Origin of the sequence: Protofrankia sp. CiP3 (assembly GCF_917627345.1) — a bacterium.
Classification (GTDB): domain Bacteria; phylum Actinomycetota; class Actinomycetes; order Frankiales; family Frankiaceae; genus Protofrankia.
Genome location: NZ_CAKJTM010000005.1, coordinates 81,748 through 100,935, shown reverse-complemented (window position 1 = coordinate 100,935; position 19,188 = coordinate 81,748). Strand labels below are relative to the sequence as shown.

Sequence of the window (19,188 nt, the reverse complement as noted above, 5' to 3'; positions counted from 1 at the left end):
GTCCGGCCGCCACCTCAGTTCCCGATTTCGTCCAGAATGTCCGCGCAGCCAGCGCGTTCACTGATCGCGAATATGACGTCGGCGGGTAGCAGCCCCTTTTCCGTAATCAGTTCGAGGAGGGCGTCCGCATCCGTGCCGACGTCCGCAAGCAAGTCGATGTCGCCTGCTGGTGTCGCGCCCGCGAGCAGGTCGTCGGACTCGTCGTCGATGTTGGTACTGCCCGCCGGCGGCAGCGCACCCGCGAACAGCCGATCGGCCAGCGCCGAGGTGAACAGCACCCGATGGTCGGACAGGAACACCCTGGGATCACTGGTGTCACCGTCGATCCGGACAATGCCCAGGTACTCGTCATCCTCCTCGATGAAGGCGATGACGAGTTCGGCGGAGATGTCATGCATGAAATCCGCGAGCCCGTCAAGGTCTTCCGCGTCGTCAAGACTGATCTCGTGTGCGCTCCAGCGTCCGCGCTCGCGGCCGATGGCACTGGCTCTCTGCGTCACCGAACTCCCCCACGTCCTTCTATCGCGTCCATACCCAACTTCAGCACCCGGCTCCGTGCCTCCGCTCGGCGTTGTGGCGACCACGGTGGCCGCCCAGCCCGCGGAGCCGCCCGAGCGGTCACCGGAGCCGGTGAGCGGCTGTCCGCCGCCGCTGTCCGCCGCCGCGCGGGCTGGGGCATGCCCCGGTCGGACGACGGTCACCTTGCTTTCGCCCATCGGACGCCCATATCGGGCACGTCATATCACACCTTGCAGCACACTTGTACCTGATCAGCCTACTGGCAGACGCAACGCACCAAGGACGGCGCAATCGTGCTGTCGCGCTGTTTTCGTGCGGCCGACGGCCTGGAAGATTACTACGGGGGTGACGTTGGGTGTGGACCCAGCCGGGTGTCCGGGCGGCTGTTCCGGCGGCCGATGCTGGCACCCACCGCGGTTCGCGCGGCTCGGCCGGTGTGCCGCCGCTGGTTGCGGGCGCGGCGGCTGCGCTGTTACTGGCGGGCACAGTGGTGAGCGTGAGCGTACTCGGCGCGGGAAGTGTCAGCCTGAGGACGCGGGCTGGCGCCCATCCGCCCGTCGCGGCTGCGTTCGGCGCGCTCGTGGGTCCCCGAGCTTCGGTGGGCCCGCTGACTCACCGCGCCGATCCGTACCTGTTCGTCACCACTGATCGCAGTCTTACCCGGACTGAGATCGATCGACTCGGCCGGGCCGTGGGCGCATCCGAGGCGGTTGTCGCCGATTTTGCCGAGGTGAGTGTGGGAAGTGGCCGTACAGGCGCGATCGGGGCTGATCCAAACCTGCTGCGTACCGTCGCTCCCGCGGGCACTGCCGAGGTCACCGCGCTGTGGCAGCGAATCGCGGATGGGGAGATCGCGGTTGCGCACAGTGTTGCGGCGGCGCTGGACGTGCGGTTGGGCGGGCAGGTCGATGTCGGCCATGACCGGCCGGTTGGTTTACGGATCGGTGCGTTAGCAACAATCCGTCTGCCAGGTGTCGGGGTGGTGGTGGACCGATCCCGGTCCGCCGCGCTCGGCCTGGTCGCCGACAGCGCGGTGGCGCTCGTCGTCCCCGGGACGCCGGACCCGGTGCTGCTTGCCGCCACAGCCCGCCAAGCTGTCCAGGGCCTGCGGGTCATGTCGCTGCGGACTGTTCTGCCGCCACCCGCGGTGGCTCCCTCAGCTCCCTCGGCTTCGAGCTGGTCCGCGCCTGGAACGCCGCCACAGGATGATCCGCCCGCGCCCGGAGCGGCACCGCGATCGCCGCAGCCACCAGCCGCGGCCGATACGGTGGAGTCGGGCTGGGTGCCACCGGTGATCGGGACGATCTCCCGCGGTTTCAACCCCACCACCGGCTCCGAGCGTCACCTCGGGCTTGACATCGCCGCGCCACTCGGCACTCCCATCATGGCCGCAGCCGCCGGTTATGTACTCTACGCCGGGCCCGCCTCCGGCTTTGGGAACGAGATTGTGCTGCAGCACGGGGACGGTGTCGAGACGGTTTACGGGCACATGCGGGTCTTCATGATCCGGGGAGGAACCGTCGCGGCTGGTCAGCAGATCGCCCTGGTGGGAAACGAAGGTCATTCCACCGGCCCCCACCTGCATTTCGAGGTGCATGTCGGGGACCGCCCGGTGGATCCGTTGGCCTGGCTCCGCGAGCACCATGTCCGGATCTGACGATTTCCCGTCTTCACCGTCTTCACCGTCGTCGGCGCCTGCCTGGGCCTGGCTCCTGTGGAGATGTGCGGGGTCTCTGTAACAGGCGAGGCGAGTCATGGCACGCTGATGAGGCGATGACCACACCACCCCCACGCCGCTTCTCCACCCGGACCCGCGCCGCGCTCGCGGTGGAGAAACTCGCGTCCTCAGCCTCCCGCCGGCTGGGACGTGGATCAGGCGAGATGATCGGCGGTAAGCTCGCCCTACAGGTATCCCCGCGGATCCTCGCCGAGGTCGCGGCTGGCCGGATGGCGGTCTGCGTCAGCGGGACCAACGGCAAGACCACGACCACTCGGCTGCTGGCCCGCGCGCTGGGCACCCTCGGCCCGGTGAAGAGCAACAGCGGCGGCGCGAATATGGCGCCGGGGGTGCTCGCCGCGTTGTCCCGTCCGCCCTTCGACGCGGCCGCCGTGCTTGAGGTGGACGAAATCTGGTTGCCCAAGGTCGCCAGGCAGATCCTTCCTCGGGCGGTTGTGCTGCTCAACATCAGCCGTGACCAGCTCGACCGGTCGAACGAGACCCGGCGGATCGCGAGCCTCTGGCGTGAGCTCGGGGCGGATCTGCCCGCCGCGACAGTGGTCGCCAACGTCGACGACCCGCTGGTCGCCTGGGCCGCGTCCGGGTGGTCGAACCAGATCTGGGTGTCGGTCGGGCAGAACTGGACAGCGGATGCGATGGTGTGTCCGCAGTGTGCTCGGCTGCTGCATCGCAACTCTTCGGGGTGGTGGTGCGACTGCGGGCTGGCCCGCCCGGAGCCGATCGTCGCCGTCACCGGGCCTGGCGAACTGCTGTGGTTCGGTCGTCACATCATGGCCTCCATCGACCTGCCGGGGCGGGTGAACCTCGGCAACGCGGCGATGGCCGCCGCCGCCGCGAAGCTCTTCGGGGTCGAGGTCGCGGACGCGCTTGCCGCGATGACCGGTCTCGATGACGTTCAAGGTCGCTATCAGGAGGTCGAGCTCGGTGAGAGTGGTGTACGCGGGCGGCTCCTGCTGGCCAAGAACCCGGCCGGCTGGGTGGAGATGATGGAGCTGCTCAACACGGCGCCCGCGCGCCCAGTGATCATAGATTTCAACTCCCAGACCGCTGACGGCCGTGATCCTTCCTGGATCTGGGATGTCCCGTTCGAGCGGCTCGCGGGCCGCGACGTGCTGGTGACCGGCGAGCGTAAGGAGGACATGAGCGTCCGGCTGGCCTATGCGGAGGTTCCGCACACGGTGCACCCCGACGCCGAGAGCGCGGCGGCGACGGTCTTTGACAAGACCGTGGACGTGGTCGCCAACTACACCGCCTTCCGTGACATCCTGGGGCGGGTCGCCCCGGTGGGGACAACCAGATGACCAGGATGGCGGTATGATCTCCGACTCGGCGACCCGCATCGCTCTGATCTATCCGGAGCTGCTCGGAACCTATGGTGACGGCGGCAACGCGGTCGTGTTGGCACAGCGGCTGCGTTGGCGGGGGCTGGCGGCTGAGGTGATCGATGTGCCGGCCGGTGAGGTGGTGCCCGGCGGCTGCGACATCTACCTGCTGGGCGGGGGTGAGGACGCACCGCAGGTGCTGGCTGCTGACGGCCTGCGCAGAAGCACGTCGCTGCTGCGAGCGGTCAACGAAGGTGCTGTCGTCCTCGCGGTGTGTGCTGGCTATCAGGTGATCGGCGCATCCTTTCCCGCTGGCGACGGGGTGCATGACGGGCTCGGCCTGGTGGATGTGGAGACGCGCCGGTCGTTCGACCCGGCTGACCAGCCGGCGCCGCCCCGCGTGGTCGGTGACATCGTCGTGGAACCAACATCCGACCTTGGTCTTCCGGTGCTGCTCGGTTACGAGAACCACGCCGGGCGCACTCGACGATTGGCTGGCGGTCGGGGCAGGCCGTTGGGCGTGGTACGCAAGGGCGTCGGTAACGGCACCATAGACCAGACCGACGGCATCGTGGATCACCACGTGATTGGTACCTATCTGCACGGCCCGGTCCTCGCGCAGAACCCCGCACTGGCCGATCTGTTGCTGTCCTGGGTGCACGGCCCGCTGCCGGCGCTGGCTGAGCCGGCTGAGATACAGCTACTGCGTCAGGCGCGGCTGCGCGCTCTCGATGTCGCGTCCTGACTCCGTGGCGGCATCTGTGCTCTGTCGCGTTCGGCAATCGCCGCGTTGAGACGACCGAGAAGCGTTCCGAAACTGTCGCGTTCGTCCTTTTCCCAGCCGCTCACCAAGCCGCTGATGCTCGTTACCCGCGCTGCCCGGGTGACGACGTAGCGATCGCGTCCGCGTGCGCTCAGGGTCACCAGGCTGGCCCGGCGATCGGTGGGATCGGTGGCGCGTTCCACCAGCCCCTCGGTGGCCAGCGCGGCGACTTGGCGGCTCACCGTCGAGATGTCGAGGGCGAACACCGCGCCGAGGGTGGTCAACCGTACCGAGCCGTGGTCATACAGATAGCTGAGAAGCAGATAGGCGGAACGGTCGAGAGGCGGGCCGGAGTCGTCCGCGATGGCCATGCGGAACCGTTCGGCCCGGCGGCCGAGCACGGCCAGCTCATGCTCGATCTTCTCCAGCGCCCGATGATCGAGTGCTTGTTCATTGTCCACCTCGGCCTCATCCCTACGCCATGTCATCCGTCCGCGGCGTCTCGGATCTCTACAGATTCTTGTGGATACACCATCGGCGCGAAGCGGGTGTCCTGGGGCCGCCGCGGCGGATCCGTGGAGCGGCCGCTGGCGCCTGGCCGCGTCCGCCCGGCTGGTCGCCGTTGGCGTCAACCCGCACAGGTGTGTGCCAGAGCACGGCTGTGGTGCCCGACTCGTCCGCGCCACGTGTCGAATCTGCCGAATCAACGGCTCTCGGTGTGGTTCGGTTGTCTGGTGGCGTCGAATCCGCTCAAAGCCGGGAAAGAGCTGTGGAGCAAGAACCGTCGACGGGTGCTGGTGGCCGCTTGCGTGGTCGTCGTTGCCCTCGCCTACGGGCATCACTCACCCAAGGTGAAGACCGAGCGTGCCGAGATTCCGGCGGGCTACGAGTCCGCGGGACGGGAGCTTGCGGTCCACGCCGAGGCCAAGCCCGAGAAGCCGGTGCCGCTGCTCCTCGTCCTGCATGACGACGAGAGTGACGCGAAGACGATCGAGAAGGACAGCAAGGCGTCCGCGCTTGCTGATCAACAGAAGTTCGCCCTGGTGTATCCGGAGGCGGTGGCCAGTAACTGGCAGACCGACGGTAAGGACGCGCGGTATCTGTGGGACGTGGTCCGTTACGTCGCCAAGGAGCGATCGAACATCGATATGTCCCGGATCTACATCTGGGGTGCGGGAGAGGGCGGTCGCCTCGCGCTCACGGTGGCCTGCGGCCCGCTCGACCCCGCCCAGCAACCACTGTTTACGGCGGTCGGGACGGTGAACACGGTCGGGCCGCCCGCGTGTCCTGCACGGGTCCATGTCAAGCCAGTGACTCTTGCGCCAGGGCGGAAATGGAACGAAGCCACGACCAGCGAGCTGTGGAAATTCTCAAAGGACATCAAGGGCTAAGTGGTCGCCGAGGGCCACGCGATGATGGTGTTTTCGCGTGGCCCTCGGTCTGGAGCGAGCTGGAGATCCCAGCAATTTGCGGATCAATCCTCGACCTGCCTCGTCGGCTGTCGTTGAGAAGGCTCCCGCCGGCCGGCTTGGCCGGGGGGGGGTGGCACGGCCGACCAGCGGGAGCCCAGGACCTCCGCCGGCCAAGCGCACTGTGGGGGGGGTTCAGTGCGAAAGGCCGGGGAAGCCCGCGTTCCGCCGGGCGTTGCGAGCCGGGGGGGTTGGCTCGATCCGACCAGCGGAAGTCTTTGGAGACATCCAGTTGTGGTTTGGGGCCGCCAGATCGGTGTTTATATCGACAACACCGACCTGGCGGTGAGGTTCACGCGTAACCGGAGGGGGAGGATACGCGGAACCCGCTATATGTTTTTCAGAGGCTGCCTGCGTCAGTCATATCAGTGAGATGAAAGAGTCAATGAGCGAGGCCGCTGGCCGCTAACTGACCCGGCCGACTGAGTATGACGTGGTGTAGATATCCCTGAGCGAAACGACTTCACCGGACTTTGGTGCCGCCCACATCTTGCCACCGCCGGCATAGATGCCGATGTGGTAGATGTTTCCCGGCGTACCAAAGAAGATGAGGTCGCCGACCTGCTTATTGTACTGCGACACATGGACCGTGGCTTCGTACTGTTCTTCCGCGGTGCGGGGGAGACTGCGGCCGAGCTGTTTGAAAACATACTGAACCAGGCCGGAACAGTCGAAGGAGTAGGGGCCCTCCGCACCATACACATAAGGCTTGCCGGCTTGCTGCGCGGCCAGATAGACGGCTCTTTCACCGAGCGAGCCGACTGGCATCGTAGCATCCGCTGTATCGGGGGTGGATACCCGAAGTGCGGCAGCGGCGGCCGAGCTGGCGGCCTGCACCGGAGGCGCTGGGACCGAACTGGGCACCACCGTCATAGTACCAACGTTCGAGGAGCGAGCCGACTGCAGGGCATCCGTTCCGTCGAAGATAGCAGTGATCTGTGTGGTGGTGAGGACCTTGGCAGTGTAGCTTGCAAAGCCCTGCTCGTTGGTATACAGGTGCTTGAATGTTGCCCAGCCGTCAGGCAGCTTTACCTGAATTTTGATGAGCTGGTTCGACAACGGCGCGTGGGTCGTCCCGTCCTCGAGGGAGAAGCCCATGTCAATGGGCTGGTCGGCCTGTACTGACACGTCCGGATTAGTAACCCTGAGCGCGACACCCGACTTGGGGTGCAGGTCAGCCTGATCGATCACATGGCTGGTGATGGACCCCGGGCCAACCGAGGTGGCCGGGTTGATAACGGACGTGCGCAGACCGGCGAGTGACGCCTGGCTTCCGAACTGAGAGCCAAGGGTGATCCGGGAACTGACCGAAGTCTCGTCCATCCCTGAGTCGGTCGGGGCGCAGCCGGCCAGCGCGACGCCTGACACCGCAACCGTGCCGGTTGTCATCGCCGCGACCGCGGCACGTGCCCGGACGCGACCGGGGGCCGACGGCGGAGCGGGCGCACGGTGCCTGCCGCGGGCTGGACGCCCAGGCGTCTCGGCCTGAGGTCGCAGCGAGGACAGCGACGCCGTCGGCGACGAACATGGCCATGTTGCCGGATCAAGCTGCACATCGGGCGCAGACAAGACTGTGATCCTTCCCGTTCGCCTGCGAGGTGAGCTGTCGGGTTCGGGCTGGGCTGCCCGGTGGGCCGTGCGACCAGCACACGACTCACTTCACCCCTAGGTCGGCACCGTGGCTCGGTGCCAGCCGGTGGAGGATGGGTCCCCCGCTCCTGCCCTGGTGACGACTCGGAGGGGACACCGGGGCCGTGGGCAGGATTCGGCGTTCGGCCCGGTGTTGTCGTGACGTCGGCGCGAGACTAGTTCAAAAGGATGGTGCCAGCAAATACTAGTCCCTCACAACTACGGCGAGTACTCGCAGAAGTGACCATATCGGTTCCTCCCATCCTCCTTGCCGATCACTCGCCGCTCTATCTTGATCTGCTGGCCACTGCGGCAGGTCGCCTGGACGGAGGCTTGCCATGCCATGACCCACAGGATGCGGAAGATGACATTACGCCATAGCGGTGATGGTCTGGCGACGGGGGGGTGCTTGAGTGCCGACAGCTATATATCGCTGACATGTAGTAGCGAAAATTGTCTTAATGAATAATCTCGCTAGATTACGCACTGTGCCAGCCGTCATGGGATTTCCCGCTCCGAAATCCGCTGTGAGAGAGGATGCCCGCGGCCTGGGACGGGTCGGTGTCAGCGGCGCCGGGCGCGGGTGTCGCGGCGGGAGAGCAGGCCCGCGGTCTGCAGGACGTGCAGTTCGACCGCGAGTTCGTGAATCTCTGGGGGCAGGGAGCGGTACTGGCCGGACAGGGCCTCGACGGCCGCCTGCGCGCGATCCGCGAGATCGTCCAGTGCCCGCTGATGGGTGCGCATCTGCGCTCGCTCGTCCTGGATCGCGCGGACCGTCTCCTCCTGCCACCGCCGGGTGCGCATCAGGCGCTCGCTGGCGTCGGCGGCCTGCCGCTCGGCATCCTCCAGCCGTCCAAGGATCTGATCGAGCTGCTCCAGTCTTGTCGCCAGCTCGGCGATAAGATCGCTACGGACCGGGTATGTCGGCTGGGTCATCGGATCGCGTCGCGGATGTCGTGGATGTCGCGGATGTCGTGATCGACGTCACAGGTGATGGTGTGGATGCGGCGGAGGGCCTCGTCATCGCCACTCACGCCCGCGTTGCGACTGAGAACGGATTGTAACCGTACGCTGCCGCTAGCCTGCGGCTGGGACGGCAGTTGACAGTGAACTCCCGCACGAAGGCCTGACACAGGCGATTACGGTAGCCGACAGCGTGGTCTCCGTGAATCCCACTGTCGGGTGATATGTCGTTCTTCCTAGTATGAAATAGCTATCGAACGAAGCTGCGGTGCGGTCCTGCTGGGCACGGTATAGTCCTGACGGGCGGTATCCCAGCCGGGCCGGCGGGGCTGCGCCGTGGTAATTCCCATGGCCCGGGCCCGGCCTGTGGCACCGCGTTGTTCCGGTTGTGCTGGTTCGAACGGAGGCCACCGCGTCCGGTGGGGGCTTCGCGGCGCGGCCATCTCGGTGGATAATTTGCCTGGTATGTGGTGTTTTCAACACTCTGATCGATTTTTGTACACGGGGCACCACGAAACATGAGTTCGGCCGGTTTTGGGGCGTCAGCCACGCAAAAATAATGATCGCAGCCTTCTGCTACCGGCCGCGAAAGCCGGCAGCAATATTCACGAGCGTCCATCATGCTGTCAGTTGATATCTGAGCGTACCGCGGTACAAGGCTACAGCCAGCCATTCCGTTTGAAGGCTCGGTGCAGGGTGAAGCAGATTGCCGCCATCAGGCAGAGAGCAGCGGGATATCCCCACGGCTGCCGCAGTTCGGGCATGTGCTCGAAATTCATCCCGTAAATGGCGGCAACCGCTGTCGGAACCGCGGCGATGGCGACCCAGGCGCTGATGCGGCGCATGTCCTCGTTTTGTGCGATGGCCACCTGCGTCAGGGTCGCCTGAATAATTGACGACAGCAGCTCGTCGAATCGAGCTATTCGCTCGGTGACCTGTTCGAGGTGGTCGGCCACGTCACGGAAGTATTCCTGGATGCGCGGGGCAATCCCGCCGACGTCCGGTTCGGTGAGCGCTCGCAGCGGAGCGGCGAGTGGCGTGACAGCGTGCTTGAGCTCAAGCACCTCACGTTTGAGCTGGTAAACTTTACTGGCATCGGGCGGAATCGATCGGTGAAAGACCGAGCCCTCGGCGGCGTCGATGTCGATTTCGATCTTCTCGGTAACTGCCAGGTAATCGTCGACAATCTGGTCGCAGATAGCGTGGAGGACAGCCGACGGTCCGTGGCGGAGCATTTCCGGGTGCGCTTCCAGCCGGCTGCGCAGGGCTTGGAGCCCGCCATGTTCCCCATGCCGGACCGTGACTACGAAATCCTGGCCGAGAAACACCATGACCTCGCCGGTGTTGACGATCTCCGATGTCGCGGTCAGCTCCTCGTGTTCCACGTAACAGGCGGTCTTGAGGACGACGAAAAGGGTCTCCCCGTATCGCTCCAGTTTCGGCCGTTGATGGGCGGTGACGGCATCCTCGACCGCGAGCGGATGCAGCCCGTAGACATCGGCGATATTGGACAGTTCCGTCGCGCTCGGTTCGTACAGGCCGAGCCAGGCGAAACTGCCGCGGTGATCCCGGGCAACACGCAGCGCGTCGGTATGGTGGATCGATCGTGGATCGCGGTAGCCGTCCCGGTATATGTGACACGCGATCACTCGGCCGGGCGGTGTCGAAGGACTTTCCGGGCGTATGCGGCGGCGCTTGGGGACCATCCGGACCAGCGACACGGGCTTGCTCAGCGCGCCGGCCAGCCATCCTGCCGCGGTTGACGGATGGCTGGCGGCAGCCTGTGTGAACGGAAGCTGCCCGTTGTGCCGATTACCGCTGTCGTCAGCAGACTCCTTGTTGTTCATTTCCGGATCATCCTGTCCATGTCCTTCGGTTAATTGTTATGCGGTCGATAGTTATGCCGGTCTGGCTTTTTTTGGGTACCAGGTGTTTCGGGTGGGCGCTGGCGCATCGCCGTACCGTCGAACGGTGCTTCGCTGGCTGGCGCCACAGCATTGAGTAACCATCCTGTTCCAATCGGTTGCGGCTGGACTTTTTGCGGCCTTCTCGTCAGTACTTCTACCCGTACCTGCCTGATCCTTGTTACCGGCGGGGGTACTCGACGAGCCATCCTCCGATCATGCTCCGCTGAGAGCGTGTTTGAGATCGGGCTTGCGATCAGTGAGCCGCCTCCAGGCGCCCCTGGCAAGGCGGAAGGCTGAAGCGATACCGGATGAGTTGTATCGGTTTGGCCGGCAACGCAGCCAGGAGGCGGCCTGGATGCGCGATCCGGGCAGTCCTGTTGCCGGAGCCTCTTGGCCGTTTGCCGGCCGACCGCGATGGTGGTGGTGCTTAACGATCTTGCTGGCGATGGGCGGTTTGTGCCATGCCAGGCGTTGGTTGCCGTGCGCGCCGGCCGTGATTGAGCAGCTGGGCGATCTGTTGTGATTGACGGTGGATAGCGAAGTTGAAATGTTGGGTATAGAGTTTGTCTGGTGATTAAGGGCGTCTGACGACAGGGGTGTGGATCAAGGAGCGGGGCTGGGGTGCGTGCATCGCGCGGCTGCGCGGGGAGCCACCGGAGGTTGTGGGTGGCGGCCGACGAGCCGGGGTACCCATGTATCGCGTGGCGATGGATGGGGAGCGATGACGCGCGGCGGCGCCTGGGCGGCCCTGTTGCCGGGCGCTCCAAGGAGCGTCGATTCAGCCGCTGGCTCGGTCGTCGCATATTGGTCGCATATCGGCAGTACGCAGGCTGGGGGTGGCGATGATGTCCACAACAGGGCCGGGGAGGACTGCGACGACCGAGAAGGCCAGAGCCGGCGAGCGGGACGATTCGAGCGGGATGCCCCTGCCTGAAATGATCAAAGCGTCGCACGACGCCGCGACGCACCTTGTTGGTCTTACCTTCACTGAGGCTGCGACATCGGGGGACCCGAGACGCGCGTTGCGAGCCGCCGACACGGCGGTTGCGGCGATCAGTGCCCATATGTACGCCGTGCAGACATCCGTCTATCCCATGGCGCGTCGCCGCCTCCCGGACAGTCGGCCGCGCATCGCCGAACTGTGTGCCCAGGGGCGGGAAACCGCGTCGGTGCTACGCGGCATCTCCCAGTACATCCAAGGCGATGTCCACCGGCCGGACGAGTCGATGGGCAGACTGCGTGAGCGTCTTGCCGAGCTTGAGGAACAGCACATCGCGGCGGAGGACATCCTGGTCGCCGATCTCGAGAAGGCGCTCTCCCCAGACGACCGGCGCCGGATGGCCGCCGCGTTCCGACGATCGATGCGGCGGGCACCTACCCGCCCGCATCCGCACCTTCCCCGCACCGCTGTCGTCGGGAGCCTGGTGCTGCGGCTCGCCGGGAGCTGGGATCACATCCTTGACACCATGGACGCCCGCATTGCCGCGGATGGACCGGTGCGCGCACCAGCACCGGCGGGCCTGTGGGGCTGGTACCTGCTCGGCCGCCCGGTCCCGCCGCCGGACACCGGCGGCACCGCCGGCACCGACGCCGGTAGCACCGCCGCTCAGCGGCCGGCACCCAAGGGTTCCCCGGCGGCCGGGGCGGGGGAGGGCGGACCCCGAGGCGAGTGGCGACCGCGTCGGTAGCCAGCCAGGGGGATGCGAAGGTTTTAGCATTGCGTGCATGGGACGTGCCCGTGCGCAGCGTGTGGCTCTTGCGGATCTGCTGGACGAGGTCGGTCCGGCTCAGGCTACGCTGTGTGCCGGCTGGACCGCTCATGATCTTGTTGCCCATTTGGTGACTCGGGACCGGGTGCCATACGCGCTGCCTGGTTTCGTGATTAAATCACTGCATGGTGTGACGGCGATGGCGGAAAGAGCCACGATGCGCGGTGATACCTTCCCGAACCTGGTGAGGACATTCCGTGACGGTCCACCATGGTGGCATCCAACCCGTTTCGGCCTGGTCGATGACGCCACGAACCTGGTCGAGTTCTTCGTCCATCATGAGGATGTTCGACGGGCCAGGCCGGGTTGGAGCGGATCCCAGCTCGACGACGGGATGCAGCGGGCGCTTTGGCGATCGTTTCAGATGTTCGGCCGGGCCGCCTACCGACGGTCCGCTGTCGGGGTGGTTGCTGAGCGCGCCGACGGCCCGGGGCGGGTCGTACTGCGCCGTGGCACCGATGAGGTAACCCTCGTCGGTAATCCGGCCGAACTCCTCCTGTTCGCCTTCGGCCGCCGCGACCATGCCGTCGTTGATGTCCACGGTGACAATGGCGTGGTCGCGGCGTTCACCGGCGGAGAGGCCAGCCGGTGACCGGTCGCGCTCTGACGCCGTCACCACAACAACGCGTAGGTCTGGGCGCCGTTGGGCTGTTCAGTCGGGTTGACCAGGGCGGAATGGACGTTGCCCGCGTCCGGGCTGTTGAAGTACGCCTCGTAGGACAAGACGTCGGCGTTGGCGACGAACGTGTCGTGCATCTTCCGGATGTAGAAGGGGTTGTCCCCACCCGACTGCCCGGCTGCCGCGGCACCGGTGTCCTGCTTGCCGACCAGTCCCCATTCCGGTACGGAGAACTTCTTGCCGTGCGCGCGGGCAAATCTGATCACTGAGCAGAGCCCCTCGGCTTCGTTGCACTGGGTGTTCCAGGAGTTCTCGTCCGTGCTTGCCGGCCACATGTCGAAGGTGTCGATGCCGATGACATCGACGTACGCGTCACCCGGGTAGAAGCCGAATGCCCCGTCGGTATGTGAGTTCATCGTCCAGTCGATCCGGACCTGGGCATCTGTCTGCCGGATGGCACCAACCACCTGTTGGAAGCAGCCGACCCACGACCCCGGCCTGCTCGAGGCCGACCATGGGAACCAGCTGCCGTTGAATTCCCAGGCCAGCCGGACAACGGTGGCCGCGCGGCCCTGGTTGGTCAGCCACCGGCCGAACTCCTGCCAGTGGGAGTTGTAGGCTCCTGACGCGCAGGCGCCGATGTCGCCGCCGGAGGCGGGGAAGAACGGCTGACTGATCACCCAGGTGCCGGGGAAACCGGCGAACTTCTCCGGGCCCGCGCCGAGCCACGGATGGGTTATCGTTTCCCAGCTTGACCGGTCGGCGAAGGTGACGACCACGTCGACCGGCCGTCCGCGAAAGGCCGACCACTGGTTCGCCTGTGTCAGGGTGCCTGCGGCGACGCCGCTCATCCACCCGGCGGTTGCCTGCGCTGTGGCCGCCGATCCGGTGGGCTCGTCGGCCGTCATGGATGTGCCGGGCGCCCCGGCGGTCACGGCGGCTGATCGGACGGTGGCGGCGGACGGCGCCGCCTCAGGGGCGTCGTCCGCCGCGCCGGTGCCGGTACCGGGGCTGGCTGGGGGGGTGAGCGTGCCGGCGGTATCGGCCGCGGATGGAGCGGGCGGGGCTGCCACCATCACGCTCCTGACCTCGTTACGGCCGGTGGGAGCGATGTGGCAGCCGAGGCTCGTGGTTGCGATCGTCAGCACACCCAGGCCGGCGAACCAGAGCCGGCCGCGCCGCGACAGCACCTTGCGCACCGAGGTCCTCGGGCTGCCGGGCGCATGTGCGTACCTGTTCTCGACAGAGATCCGGTCGGCTTCGTGTCGCTCCGTTGTCAGACGTGTCGAATCAGCCGGCGTTGTGTTTCGGAGTGGCATCCGTGTTCTTTTGAAGATTTTTTGGTGTTTCATGGTCGATCCCCTCCGCCCGGGAGGGCTGCGACACAACAGAGTGCGCAAGATCTGTAGCTGGGGGGAGCGTCTGGGCGACGGGCTTCAGTGGATCTGACTTGGGCGGGCGGCAGCAAAGTCATCATCGGACGATGAGGCTACACGGACCCGCTTCAATGCCCTGCGGATGGGTATATCGGCAGGTCAAAGAGTTTTTGATCAGATCTCCGCGCGAAGGTGGAGCCGTTGCGGTCCGTCGTTTGTTGTGTTTATGTTGTTCTATCTTGATGAAGAAATGTGTTTCCAGGCAAAGTTGCCTGTTCCTGTTGTTGCTGTTTGAGTCCGTCAATATCTGGGCTGGATCGTGGGGGGCTTGTTCAGGGCTGTACGGCGGCTGTGGCGAACGCCGCGCCCACCGTCACGAACGCCTCGTCCACCAGATCGGCCAGGTCGGTGTCGTCGTCGGCGCTCAGCCATGCCGTGTGAGCGGCTTCGAACACGCTCAGGGTGACGCCGGCGATGAGCGCGGGCCGAAGGTCGGTCGCTGGATCCGTCGCCATCCGGTTCGCCATCGCATCGGCCAGCATCGTGCGCAGGACCAGCTGTTTGTCGATCCTGCGGGCACGCAGGGACGGGGTTCTCTCGATCAGGCCGTTGATCGCCACGGACCGCTCGCGGTTGCGGCTCATGTCTTCGATCAGGGGGGTGAGGGCGTTGCGTGCCGCCAGGAGCGCGGGCTCGCCGGCCGGCCGGGCCAGCGCGGCCTGGCGGAACTGTTCCCCACGGGCCTCGACATGCGCCAGGACCGCATCCTCCTTCGTCTGGAAATACCTGAAGAAGGTGCTGCGGGACACACCGGCCGCCGTGGCGATCGCATCCACCGTGACGGCGTCGAAGCCGTGCTCGAGGAACAGCTCGACCGCGACCTGCGCCAGGTCACCGCGGACGGTCGTCCGTAGCCGTTCCCGGAAGGCGGTTATCCCGGTCGGGTTGGTCATAGAAGTCACCTGCGTGGTCGTGGTCGTCGGATGCGTCCGTTGATGTTCGGGGTTACCACAATGATCATTGTTGCTCCGCGGCCGTTTCGCGAGGTGGTGATCTACGTCGCCAAGCCGATCTCAAGCCGATCGCCAGAGATGAAGTGTAGGCCACATCCCGGTGCCGTTTTTGATAAATAGATACTTGGTATCGTCAATGATACTGAGTCTCATCCTGTTGTATGTTTTGTTGATCATGGGATGTGCTCTTATCAGCGAACGAGAGGACTGTCCAGTATGACGGCCGGGGTGGATGGAAGACGCTCGTCATCGGTGACCTTCGCGGCTCTCAGCCTGTCGGCGCTGACCTTCTCGCTGCTGCAGACGATGGTCGCGCCAGCGCTGCCGACGATCCGGGCGGAGTTCGGCGCGAGTCAGGCGGGCATTGCCTGGATCATGACGACCTACCTGCTCAGCGCATCCGTGGCGACCCCGATCCTCGGGCGTCTCGGAGATGTCTACGGTAAGAAGCGCGTGCTCGTCGTTATGCTCGCGGTACTTGGTATCGGCACAGTGATTGCCGCGCTTGCGACGTCACTGCCCGTGATGCTCTTTGCCAGGGCTATCCAGGGGGTGGGTGGGGCGATCTTCCCGCTCGCGTTCGGGATCATCCGGGACGAGTTTTCGCCGGAGAAGGTCGGCGGCGCGATCGGTGTCGTGTCGGCCGTGCTCGGGGTTGGTTCCGGGACGGGGACGGTCATCTCCGGGCCGATCAGCAGCCACCTGGGCTATCACTGGCTGTTCTGGCTGCCCGCGATGGCCGTTGCCGTGGCGCTGGTGGCGACCGTGCTGCGGGTGCCGGAGTCACCCGTCCGCGTGGGTGGGAACGTGTCGGTCACCGGCGCGTTGCTGCTTGCCGCCTGGCTTGTCGTGCTGCTTCTCGGGATCAGCCAGGGGCCCCGGTGGGGATGGGAATCCGGTTCGGTCCTCGGTCTGTTCGCGTTGGCGGGGCTGCTCATCGCACTCTGGCTCGCTGTTGAGAGCCGTAGCGCCAAGCCGCTTGTGGACATGCGGATGATGCGGATTCCCACGGTGTACCGGACGAACATCACCGCGGTCCTCTTTGGCTTCACGATGTTCTCGGTGATGGTGTTCGTACCGCAGTTCGTGGAAACGCCTCGGTCGGCAGGCTACGGGTTCGGGGCGAGCGTCACCGGGGCTGGCCTCTACATGGTGCCGGCCAGCGTATTCATGCTGGTAGCCGGAATATTCGCCGGCCGTATCGGAGCCCTGTACGGCGCGAAGATCCCGCTCCTCCTGGGTACGCTCATCGCGACTTCCGCCACCAGCGTCCTCACGTTCGCGCACAGCCAGAGCTACATGATTTACATCGCCACCTCGTTGCTGGGAGTAGGTATCGGGCTGGGGTTCGCGGCGATGTCACACCTCGTGGTTGTAGCGGTTCGCCCTGACCAGACTGGAATCGCGTCCGGGATGAACGCCAACATCCGGACGATCGGTGGTTCCATCGGCACCACCGTTACCGCCACTGTCATCACAGCCGGTGCAGGCGTGGGAAAACTGCCGCATGAAAGTGGTTACACGAACGCGTTCCTGCTGATGACCGCCGGGTTCGCCGTGGCCGTGGTCGCCGCCGCCTCGCTGCCGAACGTCCGGCCGTCGTCGGGCGCCGACGGCATCGCGGTGGCCGCGCCGGAGCGGATGGATGCCAACCCCGTGCCGCGGCCCCGGAGCGCTCGTGGTTCCGGGGCCGCCGTCGCCGACAGGTAGCCCGCGCCGGCGGGAGACAGGCCCCTGCCGAAGACCCGTGACCCCGGAGGTCAGGGGCCAGAGGTCAGGGGAGCCGGACGACTTGGGCCGCGTAGACGAGACCCGCGCCGAAGCCGATGAGCAGCGCGAGGCCACCCGACGGCACCGCACCGCTCGCGAGAACCTCGTCCATCGCGAGCGGGATGGACGCACCCGAGGTGTTCCCGTGCACCGCGACGTCCCGGGCGACGGCCACGGTGCCGGGCAGGGCGAGCACCTTGCAGAGCATGTCAATGATGCGGATGTTGGCCTGATGGGGAATGAAGGCGGCGAGCTCGTCCGCGCTGATCCCGGCTATGTCGAGGGCCTGGCGCGCGACGGGCGCCATCTGCCATGATGCCCACCGGTATACCCGCTGCCCCGCCATCCGCATTGTCGGCCATGGCAGCTCTGGGTTGTCGCGCCATTCCAGATAGGAGCGATCGTGTCCGATCGCGTCCCGGCCCGAGGAATCAGAACCCCATACGACCGGCCCGATGCCCGCTGTTTCCGACGGCCCGACGACAATCGCTCCGGCGCCGTCCCCGAAAAGAAAAGCCGTTCCGCGGTCATGCGGGTCGATGATGTCCGACATCCGTTCGGCGCCGATCACCAGAACGTACTTGGCGCTGCCGGCGAGCACCATGTCGCTGGCCACCGCGAGAGCATGGCAGAAGCCCGCGCATGCTGCTGAGAGATCGAACGCGGCCGCCTGCCGGGCGCCGAGCCGGTTAGCTACGTCGGTGGCCACCGATGGCGACTGCGTGACATGGGACATGGTGGCCACCACGATGCAATCAACATCCGGGACTCCGACGCCGGCGCTGGCCAGAGCTTTGCCACCGGCTGTGGCTGCCATTGCTCCCAGCGATTCATCCACAGCCGCGAATCGCCTGCTGCGAATACCGGACCGAGATTCTATCCACTCGGGAGTGGAGTCTATCCGTTGACAGATCTCAGCATTGGACACTATTTTCATGGGACGATAGGCGCCCACGCCAAGAATTCGGCTGCCGGCGGGGCGGATCCGTGCCTGGATGATTCCACTCACATCCGGAGCATACTATGTTGTCCCCTGTTCACGGCACGGAATGACTTACTGGCACTGTTGTCTACACGGTGGGTAATGATCTACCCGGTGCGCAGTTCGAGGGTGAGTGCTTCTATAGCCAGTAGCGGGACGAGGGCGGGATTATCCGCGAGCTTCCGCCGGTACTTCAGCACCGCCTCGAGCCGGTGCAGCGTCTGCTCCGGGGTGGACGCCCGCGCGGCCCGCGTCACGGCATCGCCCTGGTCCGGGTGGATCGCGTCGACCGGTGCACCCAGCTGGACGACGAGCACGTCCCGATACCAGCCGGCGAGGTCGACCAGCGCCCGGTCAAGCGAGTCGAGCACGGTCCGTCGGCCACGGCTTTTCTGCGTTTTCGCTAGTTCCTTGAGAGCTCCGGCGGCACCCCGAACGGTCACGGCCCGGGTCTTCGCGCCGGGCTTTGGTGCCCGCGCACGCTTCGCCGTGCTGCCAGCGGATGTTGCACCCACACCGAGTGAGATCTTCAGCGCCTCGGTTTCGGCCTCATCACGATTCGTGTTCGCGGCGTCCGCGTCGGCGTTCGCGGCAGCCACCAGGTCCGCGGCCGCGTCGAGACAGTCCCCGGTGCGTTGCAGGCGGGTCGGGATACGCAGTACCTCGGTGCGCCGGTCCCGCGCCGCTTCGTCGGTGGCCAGCGACCGGGCCCGGTCCACATCGCCCGCGGCCGCCTGGGCCGCAAACTGGGCAAGGGCGGGATCGATCCCGTCCCGTCCCAGCACCGCGGCGACCTGTGTGGGGGTGGGCAGGCACAGCGAGACGACCCGGCAGCGCGACCGCACTGTCGGCAGGACGTCGTCGACCGACGGCGCGCAAAGAAGGAACACCGATCGCTTGGCGGGCTCCTCCAACGCCTTGAGCAGGGCGTTGGCGGCCTGATCGGTAAGCCGGTCGGCGTCTTCGAGAAGCAGCACCCGCCAGCGGCCGGATGTCGGCGCGCTCGCGGCGTCGCGCACCAGCTCCCGGATGTCCTTCACGCCCAGCGACAGCCCCTCCGGGCGTACCGAGCGCAGATCGGACGCGGTGTCCGTCAGCACGGTGTGGCAGCCATGACACCCACCGCATCCCGGGGGGGAGTTCTCGCAGTTCAACGCCGCCGCGAAGGCACGCGCTGCCGTCGACCGCCCAGCGCCCGCCGGGCCGGTGAACAGCCATGAATGGGTCATAGTGGCTCTGGTCGCGACGAGCCCACCGCTCCCGGTCACTCCGGCTGCCGTGCTGGCTGCGCCCGCGAGGGCCTCGATGACCGGTTCCTGGCCGATCAGGGCATCCCACACGCTCACCCG

The 19,188-nt window shown here is 66.0% G+C and carries 16 protein-coding genes and 1 riboswitch; of the genes, 7 read left to right on the top strand and 9 right to left on the bottom strand.

Annotation, left to right across the window (positions count from 1 at the left end):
* Positions 1-14 precede the first annotated feature (14 nt).
* Entirely contained in the window at positions 15-500 is a 486-nt protein-coding gene (locus tag MJ797_RS03310; RefSeq protein WP_239331696.1) for a tRNA adenosine deaminase-associated protein, read from the bottom strand.
* 374 nt (positions 501-874) lie between these two features.
* Here MJ797_RS03310 and MJ797_RS03305 point away from each other — a divergent pair, with 374 nt between their 5' ends.
* The 3 genes from MJ797_RS03305 (at position 875) to MJ797_RS03295 (ending at position 4,324) form a co-directional block, all read left to right on the top strand.
* Positions 875-2,176, top strand: coding sequence for a M23 family metallopeptidase (locus MJ797_RS03305; RefSeq protein WP_239331694.1), 1,302 nt, complete (start codon positions 875-877; stop codon positions 2,174-2,176).
* 116 nt (positions 2,177-2,292) lie between these two features.
* Positions 2,293-3,558 (top strand): Mur ligase family protein, encoded by a 1,266-nt coding sequence (locus MJ797_RS03300; protein ID WP_239331692.1) that lies wholly within the window; start codon positions 2,293-2,295, stop codon positions 3,556-3,558.
* Between the two features lie 13 nt (positions 3,559-3,571).
* Positions 3,572-4,324, top strand: a complete 753-nt coding sequence (locus MJ797_RS03295; RefSeq protein WP_239331690.1) for a type 1 glutamine amidotransferase — start codon at positions 3,572-3,574, stop codon at positions 4,322-4,324.
* Here MJ797_RS03295 and MJ797_RS03290 read toward each other — a convergent pair.
* Positions 4,288-4,803, bottom strand: coding sequence for a MarR family winged helix-turn-helix transcriptional regulator (locus MJ797_RS03290; RefSeq protein ID WP_239331688.1), 516 nt, complete (start codon positions 4,801-4,803; stop codon positions 4,288-4,290). The genes MJ797_RS03295 and MJ797_RS03290 overlap by 37 nt on opposite strands.
* A gap of 273 nt (positions 4,804-5,076) precedes the next feature.
* On the opposite strand from MJ797_RS03290, the gene MJ797_RS03285 reads away from it, so the two are divergent.
* Positions 5,077-5,733: a plasmid partitioning protein gene (locus MJ797_RS03285; RefSeq protein ID WP_239331686.1), complete on the top strand. Its 657-nt coding sequence runs from the start codon at positions 5,077-5,079 to the stop codon at positions 5,731-5,733.
* Between the two features lie 483 nt (positions 5,734-6,216).
* On the opposite strand, the gene MJ797_RS03280 is transcribed toward MJ797_RS03285, so the two are convergent.
* The 3 genes from MJ797_RS03280 to corA all read right to left on the bottom strand — a co-directional run bounded on the left by MJ797_RS03280 (position 6,217) and on the right by corA (position 10,250).
* Positions 6,217-7,200, bottom strand: coding sequence for a C40 family peptidase (locus MJ797_RS03280; RefSeq protein WP_239331684.1), 984 nt, complete (start codon positions 7,198-7,200; stop codon positions 6,217-6,219).
* A 185-nt stretch (positions 7,201-7,385) separates the two neighbouring features.
* Positions 7,386-7,556, bottom strand: a riboswitch (cyclic di-AMP (ydaO/yuaA leader).
* A 448-nt stretch (positions 7,557-8,004) separates the two neighbouring features.
* Positions 8,005-8,376 (bottom strand): hypothetical protein, encoded by a 372-nt coding sequence (locus MJ797_RS03275; RefSeq protein WP_239331682.1) that lies wholly within the window; start codon positions 8,374-8,376, stop codon positions 8,005-8,007.
* A gap of 686 nt (positions 8,377-9,062) precedes the next feature.
* On the bottom strand, positions 9,063-10,250 hold the full coding sequence (gene corA / locus MJ797_RS03270) for a magnesium/cobalt transporter CorA (protein WP_239331680.1): 1,188 nt from the start codon (positions 10,248-10,250) through the stop codon (positions 9,063-9,065).
* Between the two features lie 905 nt (positions 10,251-11,155).
* Between corA and MJ797_RS03265 the strand changes: the two genes are divergently transcribed.
* Both MJ797_RS03265 and MJ797_RS03260 read left to right on the top strand, forming a co-directional pair.
* Positions 11,156-11,998 carry a hemerythrin domain-containing protein gene (locus MJ797_RS03265; RefSeq protein WP_239331678.1) on the top strand — a complete coding sequence of 281 codons (843 nt, stop codon included), beginning with the start codon at positions 11,156-11,158 and terminating at the stop codon, positions 11,996-11,998.
* Between the two features lie 37 nt (positions 11,999-12,035).
* Positions 12,036-12,671 carry a TIGR03085 family metal-binding protein gene (locus MJ797_RS03260; RefSeq protein WP_239331676.1) on the top strand — a complete coding sequence of 212 codons (636 nt, stop codon included), beginning with the start codon at positions 12,036-12,038 and terminating at the stop codon, positions 12,669-12,671.
* Between the two features lie 20 nt (positions 12,672-12,691).
* Here the strand turns inward: MJ797_RS03260 and MJ797_RS03255 are convergent, their stop codons facing one another.
* Entirely contained in the window at positions 12,692-13,897 is a 1,206-nt protein-coding gene (locus tag MJ797_RS03255; RefSeq protein ID WP_239331674.1) for a glycoside hydrolase family 26 protein, read from the bottom strand.
* A 509-nt stretch (positions 13,898-14,406) separates the two neighbouring features.
* Positions 14,407-15,027 (bottom strand): TetR family transcriptional regulator, encoded by a 621-nt coding sequence (locus tag MJ797_RS03250; protein WP_239331672.1) that lies wholly within the window; start codon positions 15,025-15,027, stop codon positions 14,407-14,409.
* Between the two features lie 276 nt (positions 15,028-15,303).
* On the opposite strand from MJ797_RS03250, the gene MJ797_RS03245 reads away from it, so the two are divergent.
* Positions 15,304-16,797 carry an MFS transporter gene (locus MJ797_RS03245; protein ID WP_239331670.1) on the top strand — a complete coding sequence of 498 codons (1,494 nt, stop codon included), beginning with the start codon at positions 15,304-15,306 and terminating at the stop codon, positions 16,795-16,797.
* A 64-nt stretch (positions 16,798-16,861) separates the two neighbouring features.
* Here the strand turns inward: MJ797_RS03245 and MJ797_RS03240 are convergent, their stop codons facing one another.
* Entirely contained in the window at positions 16,862-17,866 is a 1,005-nt protein-coding gene (locus tag MJ797_RS03240) for a beta-ketoacyl-ACP synthase III (RefSeq protein WP_255738224.1), read from the bottom strand.
* An 80-nt stretch (positions 17,867-17,946) separates the two neighbouring features.
* The gene (locus MJ797_RS03235; protein WP_239331668.1) at positions 17,947-19,185 is read right to left on the bottom strand and encodes a DNA polymerase III subunit delta'; all 1,239 of its coding nucleotides are present in this window, start codon (positions 19,183-19,185) and stop codon (positions 17,947-17,949) included.
* Between the last annotated feature and the right edge of the window lie 3 nt (positions 19,186-19,188).